Source organism: Wenjunlia vitaminophila DSM 41686, from assembly GCF_000380165.1.
Lineage (GTDB): Bacteria > Actinomycetota > Actinomycetes > Streptomycetales > Streptomycetaceae > Wenjunlia > Wenjunlia vitaminophila.
In genome coordinates, this window is record NZ_KB904710.1 from 1 (window position 1) to 18,595 (window position 18,595).

15 protein-coding genes, 1 pseudogene and 1 riboswitch are annotated in these 18,595 nt (G+C 72.2%); of the genes and pseudogenes, 8 read left to right on the forward strand and 8 right to left on the reverse strand.

Annotation, left to right across the window (positions count from 1 at the left end):
• The coding region (locus tag A3IG_RS0123685) for a glycine-rich domain-containing protein (protein ID WP_018386085.1) at positions 1–343 on the forward strand (343 nt) is incomplete at its 5' end.
• 70 nt (positions 344–413) lie between these two features.
• Positions 414–1,250, forward strand: coding sequence for a protein kinase domain-containing protein (locus A3IG_RS0123690; protein WP_018386086.1), 837 nt, complete (start codon positions 414–416; stop codon positions 1,248–1,250).
• A gap of 330 nt (positions 1,251–1,580) precedes the next feature.
• Here A3IG_RS0123690 and A3IG_RS36025 read toward each other — a convergent pair.
• Positions 1,581–1,832: pseudogene (locus A3IG_RS36025) on the reverse strand (recombinase family protein); the annotation flags it as partial.
• A 189-nt stretch (positions 1,833–2,021) separates the two neighbouring features.
• Between A3IG_RS36025 and A3IG_RS0123700 the strand changes: the two are divergent.
• Together A3IG_RS0123700 and A3IG_RS0123705 are read left to right on the forward strand one after the other, a co-directional pair.
• On the forward strand, positions 2,022–3,665 hold the full coding sequence (locus A3IG_RS0123700; protein WP_018386088.1) for a DNA repair helicase XPB: 1,644 nt from the start codon (positions 2,022–2,024) through the stop codon (positions 3,663–3,665).
• A 250-nt stretch (positions 3,666–3,915) separates the two neighbouring features.
• On the forward strand, positions 3,916–6,024 hold the full coding sequence (locus A3IG_RS0123705; protein WP_026220597.1) for a HelD family protein: 2,109 nt from the start codon (positions 3,916–3,918) through the stop codon (positions 6,022–6,024).
• A gap of 39 nt (positions 6,025–6,063) precedes the next feature.
• Here the strand turns inward: A3IG_RS0123705 and A3IG_RS0123710 are convergent, their stop codons facing one another.
• Positions 6,064–6,759, reverse strand: a complete 696-nt coding sequence (locus tag A3IG_RS0123710; RefSeq protein WP_026220598.1) for a copper homeostasis protein CutC — start codon at positions 6,757–6,759, stop codon at positions 6,064–6,066.
• Between the two features lie 58 nt (positions 6,760–6,817).
• Between A3IG_RS0123710 and A3IG_RS0123715 the strand changes: the two genes are divergently transcribed.
• The 3 genes from A3IG_RS0123715 (at position 6,818) to murQ (ending at position 9,568) form a co-directional block, all read left to right on the forward strand.
• Positions 6,818–7,468 carry an HD domain-containing protein gene (locus tag A3IG_RS0123715; protein WP_018386091.1) on the forward strand — a complete coding sequence of 217 codons (651 nt, stop codon included), beginning with the start codon at positions 6,818–6,820 and terminating at the stop codon, positions 7,466–7,468.
• Between the two features lie 53 nt (positions 7,469–7,521).
• Entirely contained in the window at positions 7,522–8,460 is a 939-nt protein-coding gene (locus A3IG_RS0123720; protein ID WP_026220599.1) for a MurR/RpiR family transcriptional regulator, read from the forward strand.
• Positions 8,461–8,626: 166 nt separating this feature from the next.
• Positions 8,627–9,568 carry an N-acetylmuramic acid 6-phosphate etherase gene (murQ, locus tag A3IG_RS0123725; protein ID WP_018386093.1) on the forward strand — a complete coding sequence of 314 codons (942 nt, stop codon included), beginning with the start codon at positions 8,627–8,629 and terminating at the stop codon, positions 9,566–9,568.
• Positions 9,569–9,659: 91 nt separating this feature from the next.
• Here the strand turns inward: murQ and groL are convergent, their stop codons facing one another.
• The 4 genes from groL to thrC all read right to left on the reverse strand — a co-directional run bounded on the left by groL (position 9,660) and on the right by thrC (position 14,419).
• Positions 9,660–11,288 carry a chaperonin GroEL gene (groL, locus tag A3IG_RS0123730; RefSeq protein ID WP_018386094.1) on the reverse strand — a complete coding sequence of 543 codons (1,629 nt, stop codon included), beginning with the start codon at positions 11,286–11,288 and terminating at the stop codon, positions 9,660–9,662.
• Between the two features lie 709 nt (positions 11,289–11,997).
• On the reverse strand, positions 11,998–12,201 hold the full coding sequence (locus tag A3IG_RS0123735; RefSeq protein ID WP_018386095.1) for a cold-shock protein: 204 nt from the start codon (positions 12,199–12,201) through the stop codon (positions 11,998–12,000).
• A 587-nt stretch (positions 12,202–12,788) separates the two neighbouring features.
• Positions 12,789–13,067, reverse strand: coding sequence for a MoaD/ThiS family protein (locus A3IG_RS0123740; protein ID WP_018386096.1), 279 nt, complete (start codon positions 13,065–13,067; stop codon positions 12,789–12,791).
• Positions 13,064–14,419: a threonine synthase gene (gene thrC, locus A3IG_RS0123745; protein WP_078500888.1), complete on the reverse strand. Its 1,356-nt coding sequence runs from the start codon at positions 14,417–14,419 to the stop codon at positions 13,064–13,066. The genes A3IG_RS0123740 and thrC overlap by 4 nt, the downstream gene beginning before the upstream one ends.
• Positions 14,413–14,551: riboswitch (SAM riboswitch) on the reverse strand. It overlaps the preceding gene by 7 nt.
• Before the next feature lie 332 nt (positions 14,552–14,883).
• On the opposite strand from thrC, the gene A3IG_RS31055 reads away from it, so the two are divergent.
• Entirely contained in the window at positions 14,884–15,897 is a 1,014-nt protein-coding gene (locus tag A3IG_RS31055; RefSeq protein WP_040912211.1) for a glucosyl-3-phosphoglycerate synthase, read from the forward strand.
• An 81-nt stretch (positions 15,898–15,978) separates the two neighbouring features.
• Here the strand turns inward: A3IG_RS31055 and A3IG_RS0123755 are convergent, their stop codons facing one another.
• Entirely contained in the window at positions 15,979–17,451 is a 1,473-nt protein-coding gene (locus A3IG_RS0123755; protein ID WP_026220600.1) for an alpha,alpha-trehalose-phosphate synthase (UDP-forming), read from the reverse strand.
• 94 nt (positions 17,452–17,545) lie between these two features.
• The gene (otsB, locus tag A3IG_RS0123760; protein WP_018386100.1) at positions 17,546–18,421 is read right to left on the reverse strand and encodes a trehalose-phosphatase; all 876 of its coding nucleotides are present in this window, start codon (positions 18,419–18,421) and stop codon (positions 17,546–17,548) included.
• Positions 18,422–18,595: the final 174 nt, after the last annotated feature.

The following is an 18,595-nucleotide window of genomic DNA, read 5'->3' on the forward strand; positions in this document are numbered from 1 at the left end:
CCGCGAGCGGGCCGAGCGGATCGCGGACCAGGCGGTGGCCTTCGTGGCCACTGCCGCGACCGCGACCGTCCCCATGGTCCCGTCCGACGACGTGGACCTCGGTCTGCACGCGCTCATCCTGCACACGAAGGAGTACGCCGCGCTCTGCGACCGGTACGCGGGCCGCTTCCTCCACCACAACCCCAAGACGGGTGGCGGGGCGCGTGACCCGGAGAAGGTGGCCGCGTCCGCGCACGCGATGAAGGCGGCCGGGTTCATGGTCTTCGACGACCTGTGGACCGTGGACGGCACGAACCTCGCGCAGTGCGACTCCGACTGCGGCCGGCCGTACGGTCAGGCGTAGCGACACGACACCAGCGGCGCGGCCGGCCTCGATGTGGGGTCGGCCGCGTCGCCCGGAAGGAGAACCGACGTTGTCCGGAACATCCCCTGAACTGCCGATCGTCGTGCTCGACGCGCTCATGCCCACGACTCAGCGCCTGGTCCTCAACCGCCGGGGCTCCATGGTCTGGGAAGTCGAGAGCCATCGGGGCCACTACGCCGTGAAGGTCGGCTATCCGATCGAGGCAACGGCCGAATGGCCTGCCCAGCCCTGGACGGCGCTCGCGCCCGCACGCGAAGGTGCGGTGTTGTACCGCCTGGGCCTACATGACTTCGCGTACGGCGAGTGGGACGGCGGTACCTGGAACTTCCAGCCGTGGCGGAAAGGACCGGACCTCTACCAGCTGTGGGAGCCCTGCCGTAAGCCGGGCTCGCGCATCGATCCGCACACGAGCGTCGCCCTGGGATGCGTGGAGGCGCTGGCCGAACTGCACGCCAAGGGATGGGCGCACGGTGACGTGCAGCCCGCGCACTTCATCATCGGACCTGAGCAGACGCACCTGATCGATCTGGCCTTGGCGCGCGGTGGTCGGGTGCCCGAGGGTTACGACTTCCCGTTCCGCGGCTGCCTCGTCCACTACGAAGCCCCGGAGATCGCGCGCAGTGTGCTCAACACCGGAGAGGCTGAGCCCACCCAGGAAGCCGACATCTACGCGCTCGGCGCTTCCCTGCTCATCTCCGCCACGGGCTGGCGGGCAGTCGAGTACCCCGACGACGCACCGCGCCCTGTGCAGCGAAGGGCCGTGGCAGACGGCAAGCGACGGCCCGTCAAGATGCGGGGCGAGCTGGGCGAACTGATCGAGGCCATGCTCAGCCACGCTCCCGAAGACAGGCCAACGATCTACGAGGTCGGCAAGGCCCTGAGCTGAAGCCAACGGTCGGCGGTCTGCGAAGGCGCGACCCACTGCGACGACCAACAAACAGAGACCGGACCACCCCTCAGCCTGGACAGCGTGCCGGGTGGTCCGGTCGTGGAAGCCCTGATCAGGACCCCGGTGCCGATGGTGCCGGGGTGGTCGGCGTGCCCGAACGCGGGTGCGACTGCACCCCCGGTACCCCATGTGAAGTTCGAGAGGGTCCCCGTTGCAGATCGGTCGGCCGTATCCCAGTTCTGACCTGAACCACCGAAAGTCAGCCACGGCGGCGGGCTCGCCGAACGAGCACCCGTCACGTATGTCTCCAGCAACCCCCCGCCGGCCTCAGCCACGCTTCCTCCCATCGTCACGGCCCTCGCCCCGGTCGCTCTGGTGCTCGGCGAGTCGCATGATCTCAGCGAAGTGGACCGTCGAGCGTGCAAGCCGATCGATCTTGAAGAACACGATCACGTCCAGCTCGGCGAGCCTGGTCAGGATGCGTTGCGGTCCCGGCCGGTCGAGCCTACGCGAGAAGCCCGGGACATCGATGTCTTCCTCGGCGGCTACGACCTCCCAGCCGCGTGCCTCGCATAACGCCTCACAGGCCGCGCGCTAGCGTTCAGGCGAAGTCGTCTCGTCGGTTTCGCGCGATAGGCGAACATAGATAGCGGCGCGCATCCCCGGCGCGCTGGCCGGGACGCCCTTCCGGCGTCGGGCACGGGGCATAGCCCGTGCTGTGACAGGCGTTGGTTCTGTCATGAGACGACCTTATCTCCGGAGGTATGTGTGTCCTGCCTGATCGTCCAGAGCGACAAGACCCTCCTGCTCGAGGTGGACCACCCCGGGGCGGACGACTGCCGGCGGGCCATCGCGCCGTTCGCGGAGTTGGAGCGTGCGCCCGAGCACGTGCACACCTACCGGGTCACCCCGCTCGGCCTGTGGAACGCCAGGGCCGCGGGGCACGACGCCGAGCAGGTGGTGGACGCCCTGGTGTCGTTCTCCCGGTACCCGGTGCCGCACGCCCTGCTGATCGACGTCGCGGAGACCATGTCCCGCTACGGGCGGCTGCAACTGCACAAGCACCCGGCGCACGGGCTCGTACTGTCCACCACCGACCGCCCGGTGCTGGAGGAGGTGCTGCGGTCCAAGAAGATCGCGCCGCTGGTGGGCACCAGACTCAGTCCCGACTCGGTGGTGGTGCACCCCTCGGAACGCGGGCAGATCAAGCAGGTGCTGCTGAAGCTGGGCTGGCCGGCGGAGGACCTGGCCGGGTACGTGGACGGCGAGGCGCACCCGATCGAGCTGCGGGAGGACGGCTGGGCGCTGCGGCCGTACCAGAGGCACGCGGTGGAGAGCTTCTGGCACGGCGGCTCCGGCGTGGTGGTGCTGCCCTGCGGGGCCGGCAAGACACTGGTCGGGGCCGGGGCGATGGCGACGGCCAAGGCCACCACGTTGATCCTGGTCACCAACACCGTCTCGGCCCGGCAGTGGAAGCACGAGCTGGTCAGGCGCACGTCGCTGACCGAGGACGAGATCGGGGAGTACAGCGGGACCAAGAAGGAGATCCGTCCGGTCACCATCGCCACGTACCAGGTGATGACCACCAGGCGGAAGGGCGTCTACCCGCACCTGGAGGTGTTCGACTCCCGGGACTGGGGGCTGATCGTCTACGACGAGGTGCACCTGCTGCCCGCGCCGGTGTTCAAGTTCACCGCCGACCTCCAGGCACGGCGCCGGCTGGGCCTCACCGCGACGCTGGTCCGCGAGGACGGGCGGGAGTCGGACGTGTTCTCGTTGATCGGACCCAAGCGGTTCGACGCCCCGTGGAAGGAGATAGAGGCCCAGGGCTACATCGCTCCGGCGGAGTGCGTGGAGGTCCGGGTCAGTCTCAGCGAGGGCGAGCGGCTGGCGTACGCCACCGCGGAGAACGAGGAGAAGTACCGGTACTGCGCCACCACGGCCACCAAGCAGCGGGTGACCGAGGCGATCGTGCGCCGGCACGCGGGCGAGCAGGTGCTGGTGATCGGGCAGTACATCGACCAGCTCGACGAGTTGGGCGAGCACCTGGACGCACCCGTGATCAAGGGGGAGACCAGCAACCTCCAGCGGGAGCGGCTGTTCGACGCGTTCCGCGCCGGGGAGCTGTCCGTGCTGGTGGTGTCCAAGGTCGCGAACTTCTCCATCGACCTGCCGGAGGCGGCGGTGGCCATCCAGGTCTCCGGCACCTTCGGGTCGCGCCAGGAGGAGGCCCAGCGGCTCGGCCGGGTGCTGCGCCCCAAGGCGGACGGCCGGGCGGCCCGGTTCTACTCCGTCGTCGCCCGGGACACGGTGGACCAGGACTTCGCCGCCCACCGGCAGCGCTTCCTCGCCGAGCAGGGCTACGCCTACCGCATCGTGGACGCGGACGAGCTGCTGGCCGAGGACGTCTGAGCGGAACACCCCGCCGGTCTCCACACCCCACCGGGCCGACCCCACCGGTCCGCCCCCGCCGGTCCGCCCCCGCCAGGAAACCGTTCGCCGACCCCGCTGGCAGCCGCTAGAATCTCCGCTCTTGCCGCCTCCCGAGCGTCCCGATGACGTGTGGTGGAGGGCCGTCCGGACGGAAACCGGCCGGCATCCCAGATGATCGTCATCGCAGCCCGTGACCGGGCTCGCCGCGCCCTGCCGTGGAGGCCGCACCGTGCCCACGCACGCCCGTCCCACCGACGACCCGTTGCAGCGCGAACGCGCTCACCTCGCCGAGTCCCGCGCCGCGCTGCGCACCATGCGCGCCGACACCGAGGCCCTCGACCTCACCGACGTCACCGGCAACTGGGTCAACGCCGAGGTCCTGCGGCGCGAGATCAACGAGCGCATCGCCGCGCTCGCCGACCTCGCCGACGCCCCCCTGTTCTTCGGCCGGCTCGACTACCACGAGCCACCGGGCGGCGAGCGGCCCGGCCCGGAGGCGGGGCCGCTCCCGGGACCGCCCGGGGAGCGGTTCTACATCGGGCGCCGGCACGTCCACGACAAGGACGGCGACCCGATGGTGATCGACTGGCGGGCCCCGGTCTCCCAGCCGTTCTACCGGGCCACGCCGCGGGAGCCCATGGGGGTGCGGCTGCGCCGGCGGTTCGGTTACACCGGCGGCGAGCTGACCGCGTACGAGGACGAACACCTCACCGCGGCCGGCCTGGCCGGGGCCGACGTACCGGCCAGCGCGCTGCTCCAGGCGGAGATCGAGAAGCCGAGGGTCGGTCCGATGCGGGACATCGTGGCCACCATCCAGCCGGAGCAGGACGAGATCGTCCGGGCGGACATCGGCGGAACGGTGTGTGTGCAGGGCGCCCCCGGGACCGGGAAGACCGCCGTCGGGCTGCACCGTGTCGCCTACCTGCTCTACGCCCACCGGGAGCGGCTGGCCCGCACCGGGACCCTGGTGGTGGGTCCCAACCGTTCGTTCCTCCGGTACATCGAGCAGGTCCTGCCGGCGCTCGGCGAGGTGGACGTGGCCCAGGCGACGGTCGAGGAGCTCGTCGCCCACGTCCCGTTGCGCGGATCGGACAGCGCCGCCGTCGCGCGGTTGAAGGGCGACGCGCGGATGGCGGAGGTGCTGCGCCGGGCGGTCAGGTCCGGGGTGCGGATGCCGAGCGAGGGCCTGGTCGTGGTCCGCGGCTCGAGGCGCTGGCGGGTACCGGCGCCGGAGGTGGAGGAGATCGTGCGGGAGTTGCTGGACCGCGACATCCGCTACGGAGCCGCGCGGGAGGCCCTGCCGCAGCGGCTGGCGCACGCGGTGCTGGTGCGGATGGAACGGTCCGGTGAGGCGCCGGACGACCGGGTGCAGGACGCGGTGGCCAGGAACCCCGCCGTCAAGGCCCTGGTGAAACAGGTCTGGCCCGTCGTGGACCCGCCCAGGCTGGTGCTGCGGCTGCTGTCCGACGGTGATTTCCTCGCCGAGTGCGCCGAGGGGATCCTCGACGGGGACGAGCAGCGGCTGCTGCTGTGGGACCGGCCCGCCCGGGGGGTGCGCACGGCGCCCTGGTCCGCGGCCGACGCCGTCCTGGTGGACGAGGTCACCGACCTGGTGCGGCGCACCCCGAGCCTGGGGCACGTGGTGCTGGACGAGGCGCAGGACCTGTCCCCGATGCAGTACCGGGCCGTGGGACGGCGCTGCACCACCGGCTCGGCCACCGTCCTCGGCGACATCGCCCAGGGCACCACCCCGTGGGCCACCGGCTCGTGGGCGGAGGCCCTGACCCACCTGGGCAAGGCGGACGCCGTGGTGGAGGAGCTGACCCGGGGCTTCCGCGTGCCGGGCAAGGTGATCGACTACGCCTCCCGGCTGCTGCCGTCGATAGCCCCCGACCTGACCCCGGCCACGTCGGTGCGGGACTCCCCCGGTTCGTTGTCGGTCCGCCTGGTGGACCCCGCGGAGCTGACCGCCGCGGTGCTCGCGGCCTGTCGCGCCGCGCTGGCCAACGAGGGATCGATCGGCCTGATCGCCGCGGACGCCCGGGTCGCCGCGCTGACCGCCGCGTTGGACGCCGCCGGGATGGCGTGCCTGTCCCCGGGGGACGAAGCCTCCCGGGCGTGCCGGCTCACCCTGGTTCCGGCCTCGCTGGCCAAGGGCCTGGAGTACGACTTCGTGGTGCTCGAGGAGCCGTCAGCGGTGGTGGAGGGCGAGGCCGACGCGCGCACCGGCCTGCGCCGGCTGTACGTGGCGCTGACCCGTGCGGTGTCCGGGCTTTCCGTGGTGCACTCCCGCCCGCTTCCGGCCGTTCTCGCCGAGGGGCCGGTGCCGTCGGTCTGACCGGGGGGAGCCGGCCGGGTCCCGAACGACCGGCCACGGTCAGCCCACCGTGGCCGGGGCGTCCAGCAGTTCCCGCCAGCGGCGGACCACCGCGGCGTCCACCGGGCTGTCCCAGCCGCCCCTGCGCACCGCGCTGCCCACGTGGAAGGCGTCGACGCCGGCGGAGAGCAGCACCGGCAGGTGGTCGGTGCGCAGCCCGCCGCCGACCAGCAGTCGTGGTCCGTCGTCCTGGGCGGTCCCGGCCTCGGCCAGCAGGGTGTCCAGTCCGTCGTCCACCCCGAACGGGGAACCGGCGGTGAGGAAGGTGTCCAGACCGGGCAGCCCGGTGAGCTGGGCGCGAACGGCCGCCCGGTCGGCGGCGCGGTCGAGCGCCCGATGGAACGTCCAGCTCACGCCCGGCACGGCCGCGAGCACCGTGCGCAGCGCGTCCAGGTCGGCGGTGCCGTCCGGGCGGAGGAAGCCCAGGACGAACTCCTGTGCGCCCTCGGCCCGCAGTCCCTCGGCCACCGCGCACAGCCGGTCCAGGTCACCGGCGAGGAAGCCGTCCGCGAGGCGCAGCATCACGCGCAGCGGGATGTCGACGGCGGCGCGGATCTCGGCGAAGAGTTCCCGTGAGGGGGTCAGTCCGTCGGCGGCCATGTCCGTGGCCAGCTCCAACCGGTCAGCCCCCGCGGCCTGCGCGACCACGGCGTCGGCCGCGCTGACCGCGATCACCTCGAATATTGGTCTAGACATATCCCAAAGACTGCCACAGCGGGGGGCGGCCGGCTAACCGGCGCACCACAATGGACGTATGACCACCGCTCACCCCGCCCGCACCCGTCTACTGGCCCGGTGGAACGACCTGCTGCGCCGCACCACGCGCACGGGCACCGACCCCACGCCGTACGGCGAACGGCTCCTGACCGCCTGGGAGGAACCACACCGCCGCTACCACAACTGCGACCACCTGCTCGCGGTGCTCGACCACGTGGAGGAGCTCGGGCGGAGCGCCACCGCCCCGGACAGCGTGCTGCTCGCGGCCTGGTTCCACGACGCGGTGTACCAACCCGAACGGTCCACGAACGAGGAACGCAGCGCCCGGCTCGCCGAACGCGCCCTGCGGGAAGCCGGCGTGCCCCCGGACCAGGTCGCCGAGGTGGCGCGCCTGGTCCGGCTCACCACCACCCACGCCCCCGTCCCCGGGGACCGCAACGGCGAGGTGCTCTGCGACGCCGACCTGGCGGTCCTGGCCAGCGGTCCGCAGGAGTACGCCCGGTACGCGGCGGCGGTGCGCGAGGAGTACGCCTTCGTCCCGGACGACGCCTTCCGCACCGGCCGGGCCCGGGTGCTGCGGGACCTCCTTGACCTGCCCCAACTGTTCCGCACCCCGATGGGCCACGCCCAGTGGGAGGCCACCGCGCGCCGCAACGTCACCACCGAGCTGGAGCTGCTCTCCGCCTGAGCCACCGCCCGGTGGGCTTGACCACTCCCCACCTTCGAAAATAGCTTTCAGCCATGGGCCTCAGCGCGAAGGAAACTTTCGCGGGTGACACCGAAGCCAGACGGCACCCGCCCGCACCGGGCATCCTGCGGGCCAAGGTGCGCAGTCTGGCTCCGAGCATGACCCGCTCGATGCAACGTGTGGCCGAGACCGTCGCCGCCGACCCGGCCGCCTGCGCCCAGCTCACGGTCACCGCCCTGGCCCACCGCACGGGGACCAGCGAGGCGACGGTGGTGCGCACCGCCCGCGTCCTCGGCTACCCCGGCTACCGGGACCTGCGGCTGGCGCTCGCCGCGCTCGCCGCCCAGCAGCAGGCCGGCGCCGCGCCCTCGGTGACCGCGGACATCGCCGTCACCGACCCGCTCCCCGAGGTGGTGGCCAAGCTCGCCCAGGAGGAGCAGCTCTGCCTGTCCGACACCGCTGCCCAGCTCGACACGGCCCAGCTCGAGGCGGCGGTCGCGGCGCTGGCGACGGCCCGGCGCACCGACGTCTACGGCATCGCCGCGTCCGCCCTCGTCGGCCAGGACCTCACCCAGAAGCTGCTGCGGATAGGCATGCTGGCGCACTGTCACTCCGACCCGCACCTCGCCGTCACCAACGCCGTGCAACTGCGGCCCGGGGACGTCGCGATCGGCATCTCCCACTCCGGCAGCACCGTGGACGTCATCGAGCCGCTGCGGGTCGCCTTCGACCAGGGCGCCACCACGGTCGGCATCACCAGCCGGCGTGACGCCCCCATCGCCCAGTACGCCGACATCGTGCTGACCACCGCGCCCGGCCGGGAGAGCGAGCTGCGCCCCGCGGCCATGTCCAGCCGTACCAGCCAACTGCTCCTGGTGGACTGCCTGTTCATCGGCGTCGCCCAACGCACCTACGACTCCGCGGCCCCCGCCCTCTCGGCCAGCTACGAAGCCCTCACCCACCGGCACAGCGCCGCCGGGCCCCGCCCCTGAGCGGCTCCCCCTCGTGGACCCTTGACCGGGTGGTGGGCCAAGGGCGTCGGCCGGTCGGCGGCGGACGCCGAACCCGCCTGGCGACGGCTCGGCTTTCCCGCCCCGTTCCGCAGGGGTCCGTTTCCTCCCCGGCCCGAAGGCCCGGGGTATCCACGGAGGAATCCCGATGACCTCGACCGACAACCAGCCCGACCCCCTGCGCCGCGAACTGGACACCCTCACCACGGAGGCGTACCGGGCCGAGCTCGCGGAGATCGACCGGCTGCCGACCCTGGAGATCGCCGCGACGATGAACGGCGAGGACAGCGCCGTCCCCGCCGCGGTCGCCGCCCAGCTCCCGTCGATCGCCGCGGCGATCGACGCCGTCGCCGCGCGGATGGCCGAGGGGGGCCGGCTGGTCTACGCGGGCGCCGGGACCGCGGGGCGGCTCGGCGTGCTGGACGCCTCGGAGTGCCCACCCACCTTCAACACCGCCCCGGGCCAGGTCGTCGGCCTGATCGCGGGCGGTCCCGACGCGTTGGTCAGCTCGGTGGAGGGCGCGGAGGACCACCCGGACCTCGCCGTCCGCGACCTGGACGCCCTGGCACTGACCGAGCGGGACGCCGTGGTGGGGATCTCCGCCTCGGGGCGCACCCCGTACGCGCTCGGCGCGGTCCGCCACGCCCGGCGGCTGGGCGCCCTGACCGTCGGGCTGTCCTGCAACGCCGGCTCCCCGCTCGCCGCGGCGGCCGAGCACGGCATCGAGGTGGTGGTCGGCCCGGAGCTACTGACCGGCTCCACCCGGCTGAAGGCGGGCACCGCCCAGAAGCTGGTGCTCAACATGATCTCGACGATCACCATGATCCGGCTGGGCAAGACCTACGGGAACCTCATGGTGGACGTCCGCGCCTCCAACGAGAAGCTGCGGGCCCGCTCGCGGCGCATCGTCTCGTTGGCCACCGGCGCCCCGGACCCGGAGATCGAGGCCGCCCTGGCCGCCACCGGCGGTGAGGTCAAGGACGCCATCCTGGTGGTCCTCGCCGGTGTCGACGCCGCCCGCGCCGCCCGTCTGCTGGCCGACTCCCGCGGCCACCTCCGCACCGCCCTCCAGGACGCCCTCGGCGGCTGACGACGAGCGGGAACGGGTCCCCGGGACGCCGCTGGGCGGCACCCCGTACGGGGTGCCGCCCAGCGTTGTGCGGACGTCGATCGCCGAGCGATCAGAAGTCCATGTCACCGCCCGGCATGCCGCCGCCGGCGCCGGCCGCGGCAGCGGCCTTCTCCGGCTTGTCGGCGATGACCGCCTCGGTGGTGAGGAACAGCGCCGCGATGGACGCGGCGTTCTGCAGCGCGGAACGGGTGACCTTGGCCGGGTCGATGATGCCCTCGGCCACCAGGTCCACGTACTCGCCGGTGGCGGCGTTCAGGCCGTGGCCCGGGGTGAGGTTGCGCACCTTCTCCACCACGACGCCGCCCTCGAGGCCGGCGTTGACCGCGATCTGCTTCAGCGGGGCCTCCAGGGCCAGCTTCACGATCGCCGCACCGGTGGCCTCGTCGCCCACCAGGTCGATCTTCTCGAACGCGGCCGAGGCCTGGAGCAGGGCCACGCCACCACCGGCGACGATGCCCTCCTCGACGGCGGCCTTGGCGTTGCGCACCGCGTCCTCGATGCGGTGCTTGCGCTCCTTGAGCTCCACCTCCGTGGCGGCACCGGCCTTGATCACGGCCACGCCGCCGGCCAGCTTGGCCAGGCGCTCCTGGAGCTTCTCGCGGTCGTAGTCGGAGTCCGACTGCTCGATCTCGGCACGGATCTGGTTGACCCGGCCCTGCACCTGCTCGGAGTCGCCGGCGCCGTCCACGATGGTGGTCTCGTCCTTGGTGACGACGACCTTGCGAGCCCGACCCAGCAGGTCCAGGGTCGCGTTCTCCAGCTTGAGGCCGACCTCCTCGGAGATCACGGTGCCACCGGTGAGGATGGCGATGTCGCCGAGCATGGCCTTGCGGCGGTCACCGAAGCCGGGGGCCTTGACCGCGGCGGACTTGAAGGTGCCGCGGATCTTGTTGACGACCAGGGTCGCCAGGGCCTCGCCCTCGATGTCCTCGGCGATGATCAGCAGCGGCTTGCCCGACTGCATGACCTTCTCCAGCAGCGGGAGCAGGTCCTTGACGGAGCTGATCTTGGAGTTGACGATCAGGATGTAGGGGTCGTCGAAGGACGCCTCCATCCGCTCCATGTCGGTGGCGAAGTAGGCCGAGACGAAGCCCTTGTCGAAGCGCATGCCCTCGGTGAGCTCGAGCTCGAGCCCGAAGGTCTGCGACTCCTCGACGGTGATGACGCCTTCCTTGCCGACCTTGTCCATCGCCTCGGCGATCAGCTCGCCGATCTGCGGGTCAGCAGCGGAGATGGAGGCCGTGGAGGCGATCTGCTCCTTGGTCTCGACGTCCTTGGCCAGGCTCAGGAGCTGCTCCGAGACGGCCTCGACGGCCTGCTCGATGCCGCGCTTGAGGGCCATCGGGTTGGCACCCGCGGCCACGTTGCGCAGACCCTCGCGCACCAGCGCCTGGGCGAGCACGGTGGCGGTCGTGGTGCCGTCACCGGCGACGTCGTCCGTCTTCTTCGCGACCTCCTTGACCAGCTCGGCGCCGATCTTCTCGTAGGGGTCCTCGAGCTCGATCTCCTTGGCGATGGACACACCGTCGTTGGTGATTGTGGGGGCGCCCCACTTCTTCTCGAGGACGACGTTACGGCCCTTGGGGCCGAGAGTGACCTTGACGGCGTCGGCGAGCTGGTTCATACCGCGCTCGAGGCCGCGCCGCGCCTCCTCGTCGAACGCGATGATCTTGGCCATGTGAAGTGGTCCTCCCAAACGGGGTGGGATTGCTCCGGACCGCGCTGGCGCCCGCGACGGACGGCCCTCGCGCCGGCAGTTCCTTCCCACCGCCGCTTCGAGCCTCACCCACCCGGTCCTCGTTGTCACTCTCACCTTCAGAGTGCTAACCAATCATTAGCACTCGACCCCTCCGAGTGCAAGGCGACATCTCCTCGGGGGCCGGCTTCCCACGCCCCGGCGCGGGCCGCACGGGCACCGCGGACGGCCACCCGGGCACGGCGGAACGGGCACCGCGGAGGGGCCGCAGCGGGCGGGGCTGGCGGGCGGGCGGAGGCCGGCGGCGGGGCGCCACAGGGGCAAGGGGGACACGGGGGACACGGGGGCGCACATAGAAAGGGACCCGCACCCTTGGGTGCGGGTCCTGCGCAGAAGACCGTTGTTGCCGTCCCCCATAACCCCCTGTACGCCCGACGCGACCAGATCCCGCGGTGCCTTCCGCCGGGCGGTGTACCCGGTGCGGAGGACCTGGACGTCCCCCTCGGACAACGCTGCGGATGCCCTACGCCGTCGTCTGCCGGACGCCGGGTCCCGGTCCGGGGGCCGTGGCCCACGGGGGGTACCGCCATCCGGCCCGGAGGCCGAAACCCACCCTCATCGCCGTGCGGCCCTGACCGCGTCGACGCTTGCCCTGATCGGGGGGTCTCCGGCGCTGCGGAGCCTGGAAGGCTCAGCCGGTCACACGAACCATGTCCGCCTGCGGCCCCTTCTGGCCCTGCGAGATCTCGAACTCGACTCGCTGACCTTCTTCCAGGGTGCGGTACCCGTCCATCTGGATCGCGCTGTAGTGGACGAAGACATCCGCACCACCGTCGACCGCGATGAAGCCGTAGCCCTTCTCCGCGTTGAACCACTTGACGGTGCCCTGAGCCATTCCTAACTCCCCTATTACTGGCCCTTTCACGGACCCGCACTTCGCGGATCCGGGTCGCCGAGATTCGCTCGGAACGCGTCGACCGCCGCTGAATGTATCTGTCCAGATGCCCTCCGCAACAGGTCAATCAGACGAGAATTCCCGGCGCGGCCAAACGGTGATACCGCAACAACTCCCAATAGACCAGGGCAAGTTGGACCAGGCATAAAAGACCTATGTGACAATTAGCTCCGCAGGTTCAGACCGCAAGTTGGCGTACTTGTCATACGTCCGAAGCGCAACCACGGCCCCGGATCCTCGCAGGACCGGGCAATTGCCTCGGTGGGGTTTCAACAGTGGTGCCGCGGTACAAGAACTTCAGTGCGGATGTTCGGTGCGCTGTGCCCGAGCCGGGGTGGGCACATCTATTGTCGAGCGCTTGCCGAGGGGCACTCTACCTCTGATCTTGAGCAGCGCACCGCGCGGGGTGGAGGTGACGCGCGTCCTTCGCCAGCCGCGCGGTGAACCACGACCGCCCCGCCCGCCTGCACGGCGAACGGGGCGGATCACGGGACGCCGGACCGGAGGGCCGGCTGTTCTGCGGGCGGTCAGCAGCCCCCGGCCACCGCCGGGATGATCGAGATGCCGACGCCGTCGGGGGTCGGCGTGTCGAGCCCCTCCGCGAAGCGCACGTCGTCGTCGTTGACGTAGACGTTGACGAAGCGGCGCAGCTTGCCCGTCTCGTCGAGCAGCCGGGTCCGGATGCCGCTGTGGTTGGCCTCGAGGTCGTCGATGACCTGGGCCAGGGTGGCGCCCTGGGCGGTCACCTCCGACTGGCCGCCGGTGTAGGTGCGCAGGATGGTGGGGATGCGGACGGAGACGCTCATGCGAGGCCAGCCTCTCGGAACGAGTCAAGGGTCGGACGGATGATCGCGGACGGGCCCGTGGTCGGGGCGACGGCGTCCAGGGTCTTCAGGCCGTCACCGGTGTTCAGCACCACCGTTTCGGCGTGGGGGTCGAGCCTGCCGTCCTCCAGCAGCTTCCGTGTGACGCCCAGGGTCACCCCGCCCGCCGTCTCCGCGAAGATGCCCTCCGTGCGGGCCAGCAGCTTGATCGCGTCCACCACCTCGGCGTCCGGGACGTCCTCGACCGCGCCGGCGGTGCGCCGGGCGATGTCCAGGACGTAGGGGCCGTCGGCGGGATTGCCGATGGCGAGGGACTTGGCGATCGTGTCGGGCCTGACCGGACGCACCACGTCGTGGCCCTGGCGGAAGGCGGTGGACACCGGCGAGCAGCCGGTGGCCTGCGCACCGAAGATCCGGTACGGCTTGTCCTCCACGAGTCCGAGGGCGATCAGCTCCCGCAGCCCCTTGTCGATCTTGGTGAGCTGGGACCCGGACGCCACGGGAATGACGATCTGGTCGGGGAGCCGCCAGCCGAGCTGCTCACAGATCTCGTAGGCGAGCGTCTTGGACCCCTCGGCGTAGTACGGCCGCAGGTTGACGTTGACGAAGCCCCACCCCTCACCCGCGGGGTCACCGATGAGCTCGGAGCAGAAGCGGTTCACGTCGTCGTAGGTGCCCTCGATGCCGACCAGGTCGCCGCCGTAGACGGCGGCCATCACCACCTTGCCGGCCTCCAGGTCGTGCGGGATGAACACGCAGCTCCGCAGGCCCGCGCGGGCCGCCGCGGCGCCGACCGCGCCGGCCAGGTTGCCGGTGGAGGAGCAGGACAGGGTGGTGAAGCCGAAGGTGCGGGCGGCCTCGAGGGCGATCGCCACCACCCGGTCCTTGAACGAGTGGGTGGGGTTCCCCGAGTCGTCCTTGACGTACAGGCCACCGGTGACGCCCAGCTCCCGGGCGAGGTTGTCGGCCCGGACCAACCTGGTCAGGCCCGGGTTGAGGTTGGGGCGACTCACGACGTCCGCGGGCACGGGCAGCAGCGGGGCGTACCGCCAGATGCTGTGCGGACCCGCCTCGATGCGCTGGCGCAGCTCCTCCGCCGAGCCGACCGGCAGTTCGTAGGCGACCTCGAGCGGACCGAAACAGGAGGTGCAGGCGAAGACGGGGCCGAGGTCGAAGCGCTCCTGACACTCCCGGCAGCTCAGCGCGACGGCCGGGCCGAAGGCCCCGGGAACGGCGCCTGGGGACGTTCCGCCGGGCGGCGTGGCGGTGGGAGGCGTTGCGGTGGGTGGCGTGACGGTTGTCGGCGTAGCCAAGGCGAGGCCCTCTCTCCTCATCTTTCCTGTCGGCGCATCTCGCCGCAGGCCGGACTTGGCACCTTCCCCGCCGGGGCCTCGCGCTGTGCGAGTGCCGGCTGGAGGGTTGCCGGGGCTTCAACGGGCCGTTCCCTCTGCCCCTCTGGATGAGCGGTGTGACGCCCGGGACGGGCGTGTTTGTGGCACCGTGGCGCGGCGTCGTCCACCGAGGGACGGTCGCCGCGTTTTTGTTCGACGCGGTGCGCGTGCCCAAAACTGTAGCCGACGACTCCACCCTCCGGCCGGACCAGTCCGTAGCTCGAGACGCGGTGCCCAACCAGCGGTCAGCGCGGATCGGAGCGGCGGCGGGTGGCAGGCTCGGTGCGGACCCGGAGGGATCACGGCAGTAAAGTCGCAGCAAAATGGATGAAGCGCGACAATTGGCGCATATCAGGTGCTACTGATGGCAGACGAACGGGGGACAACGGTGCTGAAGGAGTGCACGGGTGCTTGATGAAGTGGGCCGCTGGCTTGACCGGCGGTCCTGGACCGCCGCTGACCGGCCCCTGGAGCGCATCCTGGCGGCCAAGCGCGCGGCAGGCCCCGCGGGCACCGTCAGCGTGGTGCTCCCGGCGCTCGACGAGGAGGCGACCGTCGGTGAGATAGTCGCAGCGATCCGCCGGGACCTGGTCGAGGCCGTTCCCCTGGTGGACGAGATCGTGGTGGTGGACTCGGGTTCCAGTGACCGCACCGGCGAGGTGGCCGGGCGCGCCGGGGCCCGGGTGGTGCACCGCGACTCGATACTGCCGCAGCTCCCCACCGTTCCCGGCAAGGGTGAGGTGCTGTGGCGGTCACTGCTGGTGACCAGCGGCGAGATCATCTGCTTCGTCGACGCCGACCTGCGGGAGTTCGACTCCCGCTTCGTCCACGGGATCGTCGGGCCGCTGCTGACGGAGCCGGACGTCGGCTTCGTCAAGGCGATGTACGACCGCCCGCTGGAGACCACCGCGACGGTGGTCGAGGGCGGCGGCGGACGGGTCACCGAGTTGGTCGCGAGACCGCTGCTCAACCTGCACTGGCCCCGACTGGCCGGGTTCGTCCAGCCACTCGGCGGGGAGTACGCGGCCCGGCGCACGCTGCTCGAAAGGCTCCCCTTCCCCTGCGGTTACGGAGTGGAGCTGGGACTGCTCGTTGACGCGCTCGACGTGGCGGGGCTGGACGCGCTGGCCCAGGTGGACGTGGGTGTGCGGCACCACAGGCACCAGGACGGCCAGGCACTGGGCCGGATGGCCGCGGCCATCTACCAGACGGCGCTGGACCGGCTCTCCGGAAGCGGCAGGTTCAAGGCGGCGGGAGAACTGACCCCGCCGGAGCTGACCCAGTTCACCCGCCGCCCCGGCGAGGGCTTCGTCCCGCAGAGCCACCCGGTGCCGACCAGGGAACGCCCACCGATGGTCACCCGTCCGGAGTACCGGCAGGCCAGGGAACAACTCGCCAGGCCGCGGGGGCCCGCCGGATGAACCGGGCTCCCCGGCTGGTCGTCCCCGTGAGGGCTACGGGACCCGGCCGCGGGGCCCGCGGCAGCCGGCGGGACCAGCGCGTCACCCCGGGGCGTCGCCGGTGAGCGCGGCGAGCTGGTCGAGGAACCACCGCTGGGGAGGGAGGGCCGCCCCCGCCGCGGCCAGCCGCCGGCTGCGCTCCGCACGTTCCGCGGCGGGCATCGTCAGGGCCCGGTGCAGCGCCTCAGCGGTCTGGACCACGTCGTACGGGTTGACCAGCAGCGCGTCCGCGGCCAGCTCCGCGGCCGCGCCCGCCTCCCTGGAGAGCACCAGGGCACACCCGGCGTCGGAGACGATGGGGATCTCCTTGGCGACCAGGTTCATCCCGTCCCGGATCGGGTTGACCAGGGCGACGTCGGCCATGCGGTAGGCGGCGAGCGAGCGCGGGAAGTCGTCGTTGACGTGCACCAGCAGCGGCTGCCACGTGTCGTCCCCGAACTCCTCGTTGATCTCGTCGGCGATCCGCCGGACCGCCGCCGTGTACTCCCGGTACACCGCCAGGTCGTGCCGCGAGGGGTAGGCGAACGCGACGTGCACCACCTTCCCCCGCCACTGGGGTCGGGTGCGGAGCAGGTGCCGGTAGGCCAGCAGGCCACGCACGATGTTCTTGGACAACTCGGTGCGGTCCACCCGCACGATCGTCCTCCGGTCGCCCACCTCCTCCCGCAGCGCCCGGAGGCGGGACCCCACGTCCGGCCGGTGCGCCCGCTCCCGCAGGAACTCCGCGTCGGCGCCGAGGCCGTGCACCCCCACCCGGGTGGTGCGGCCCTGGTGGACGACGGTGAGGTCGCCTCCCGCGGGGCGCTCCACGGTCGCGCCGAGCACCACCCGGCAGCAGTCGACGAAGGCGTCGGCCCAGCGTCGGGTGAGGAACGCCGCCCGGTCGGCGCCGAGCATCCCGGTGAGCACGTCACGGGCGACCTCGTCCGGGAGCATCCGGTAGTACTCGGCGGGGGCCCACGGGGTGTGGGAGAAGTGCCCGATCCGCAGGTCGGGACGGCGTTCCCGGAGCAGCCTCGGGGCGAGGGCCAGGTGGTAGTCCTGGACCAGCACCGCGGCCCCCTCCGCGGCCTCGGCGGCCAGCGAGCTGGCGAACGCCTCGTTGTACCGGAGGTACGAGGCCCACTCCTGGGTGAAAGCGTGGTCGAACGCGGGACTGACCGGGGTGTCGTAGAGGAGGTGGTGGACGAACCAGAGGGTGGAGTTGGCCACACCGTTGTAGGCCTGGTGGAACGTCTCCCGGTCGATGTCGAGCATGCGCACCGCCTGCCCGCCGGTGTCGTGCCCGGCCGCGTCGAGCCGCCCCTGCGGCGCCTGGGCCGCAGCCCGGCGGTCGGCGTCCGACAGCGCGGCGCACACCCAGACCGCCGCCTCGTCCGAGCCGATCGCGGACAGGCCGGTGACCAGCCCACCACCGCCCCGCCTGCTCGTCAGGGTGCCGTCGTCCGCCTCCTGGAACGACACGGGTCCGCGGTTGGACGCGACCAGAATCCGAGCTGAGCGCGAAGTGACCATGTCGCGAGCCTAGCCACGCCCAGGCGCCGGCACACGTGGGTACGGGCCGGGTTGACCGGGAATGGCCGGTGTTCCGGCCGGAGCGGGGGTGCGTTCAGGCGGAGCGGGCGTCCAACGCGTCGGCCAGGGCGTTCAGCAGGGCCACGACGCCGCCGGGGCCGTCCACCACCAGGTCGGCCTGGGCCGCCAGCTCGGCCACCGTCGACTCCCCCTCCTCGACCGCCGCGCTGCACACCAGCACCCCGGGGAGCCCGCCGGCCCGCAGCCTGCGCACCGTCCCGTACGCCGCCAGGTCCCCCAGGTCGTCCCCGGCGTAGAGCACCGCGCCCGCGTCCGTCTCCCGGAGGTACGCGTCCAGCGCCATGCCCTTGTCCATGCCCGGCGGGCGCAGTTCGAGCACCATCCGGCCGGGCTCCAGGGTGAGTCCGTGCCGGGCGGCCAGCTCCCCGAGCGGGCCCCGCAGGAGCTGGAGCGCAGCCTGGGGAGCCTCCGCCTGGCGGGTGTGCACGGCGACGGCCTGCCCGCCCTTGTCCTCCACCCGCACCGCGGCCAGCCGGGCGCCCGGTCGCGCCCCGAGGCGCTCCAGGACCAGGGGCAGTTCTGAGCGGGCCGCCGCGACCCCGGGGTGGGGCGGGGGCGTGCGCACGCTCGCGGAGCCCGCGTCCCAGCGTTCCGCCCCGTAGTGACCGAGCACCACCAGGCGCTCGAGGCCCGGCACTGCCGCGAAGCCGCCGTGCCGCACCGCCGCCCGGGCCGGTCGCCCGGTGACCACGGCCACCGAGGCCACCTTCGGGGCGAGCCTGGCGAGCGCCACGACCGCGCCCGGGTAGGCCCGGGCGCGGTCCGGATCGGGCACGATCGAGGCGAGCGTGCCGTCGAAGTCAAGGGCGATCACGGCACGCTCCGGCCGCGCCAGCAGCCCGGCGAGACCGTCCTTGCCCTCGGGGGTGGTCGGCGTCGGAATGCCCATGTCCGCTGACCCTACCCGGATCGGCGGGGAAGATGACGAGCCCCGCGGAGCATGGCCGAACCATTGCCCCCAACCCGCGCACCGCCCAGCCGGCACACTCAGCCGGCACCCCCAGCCGGCACGCCCGCCCAACCGGACCGCCGTCCGACCGGCCCCCCGGACAGCACCCCCCCC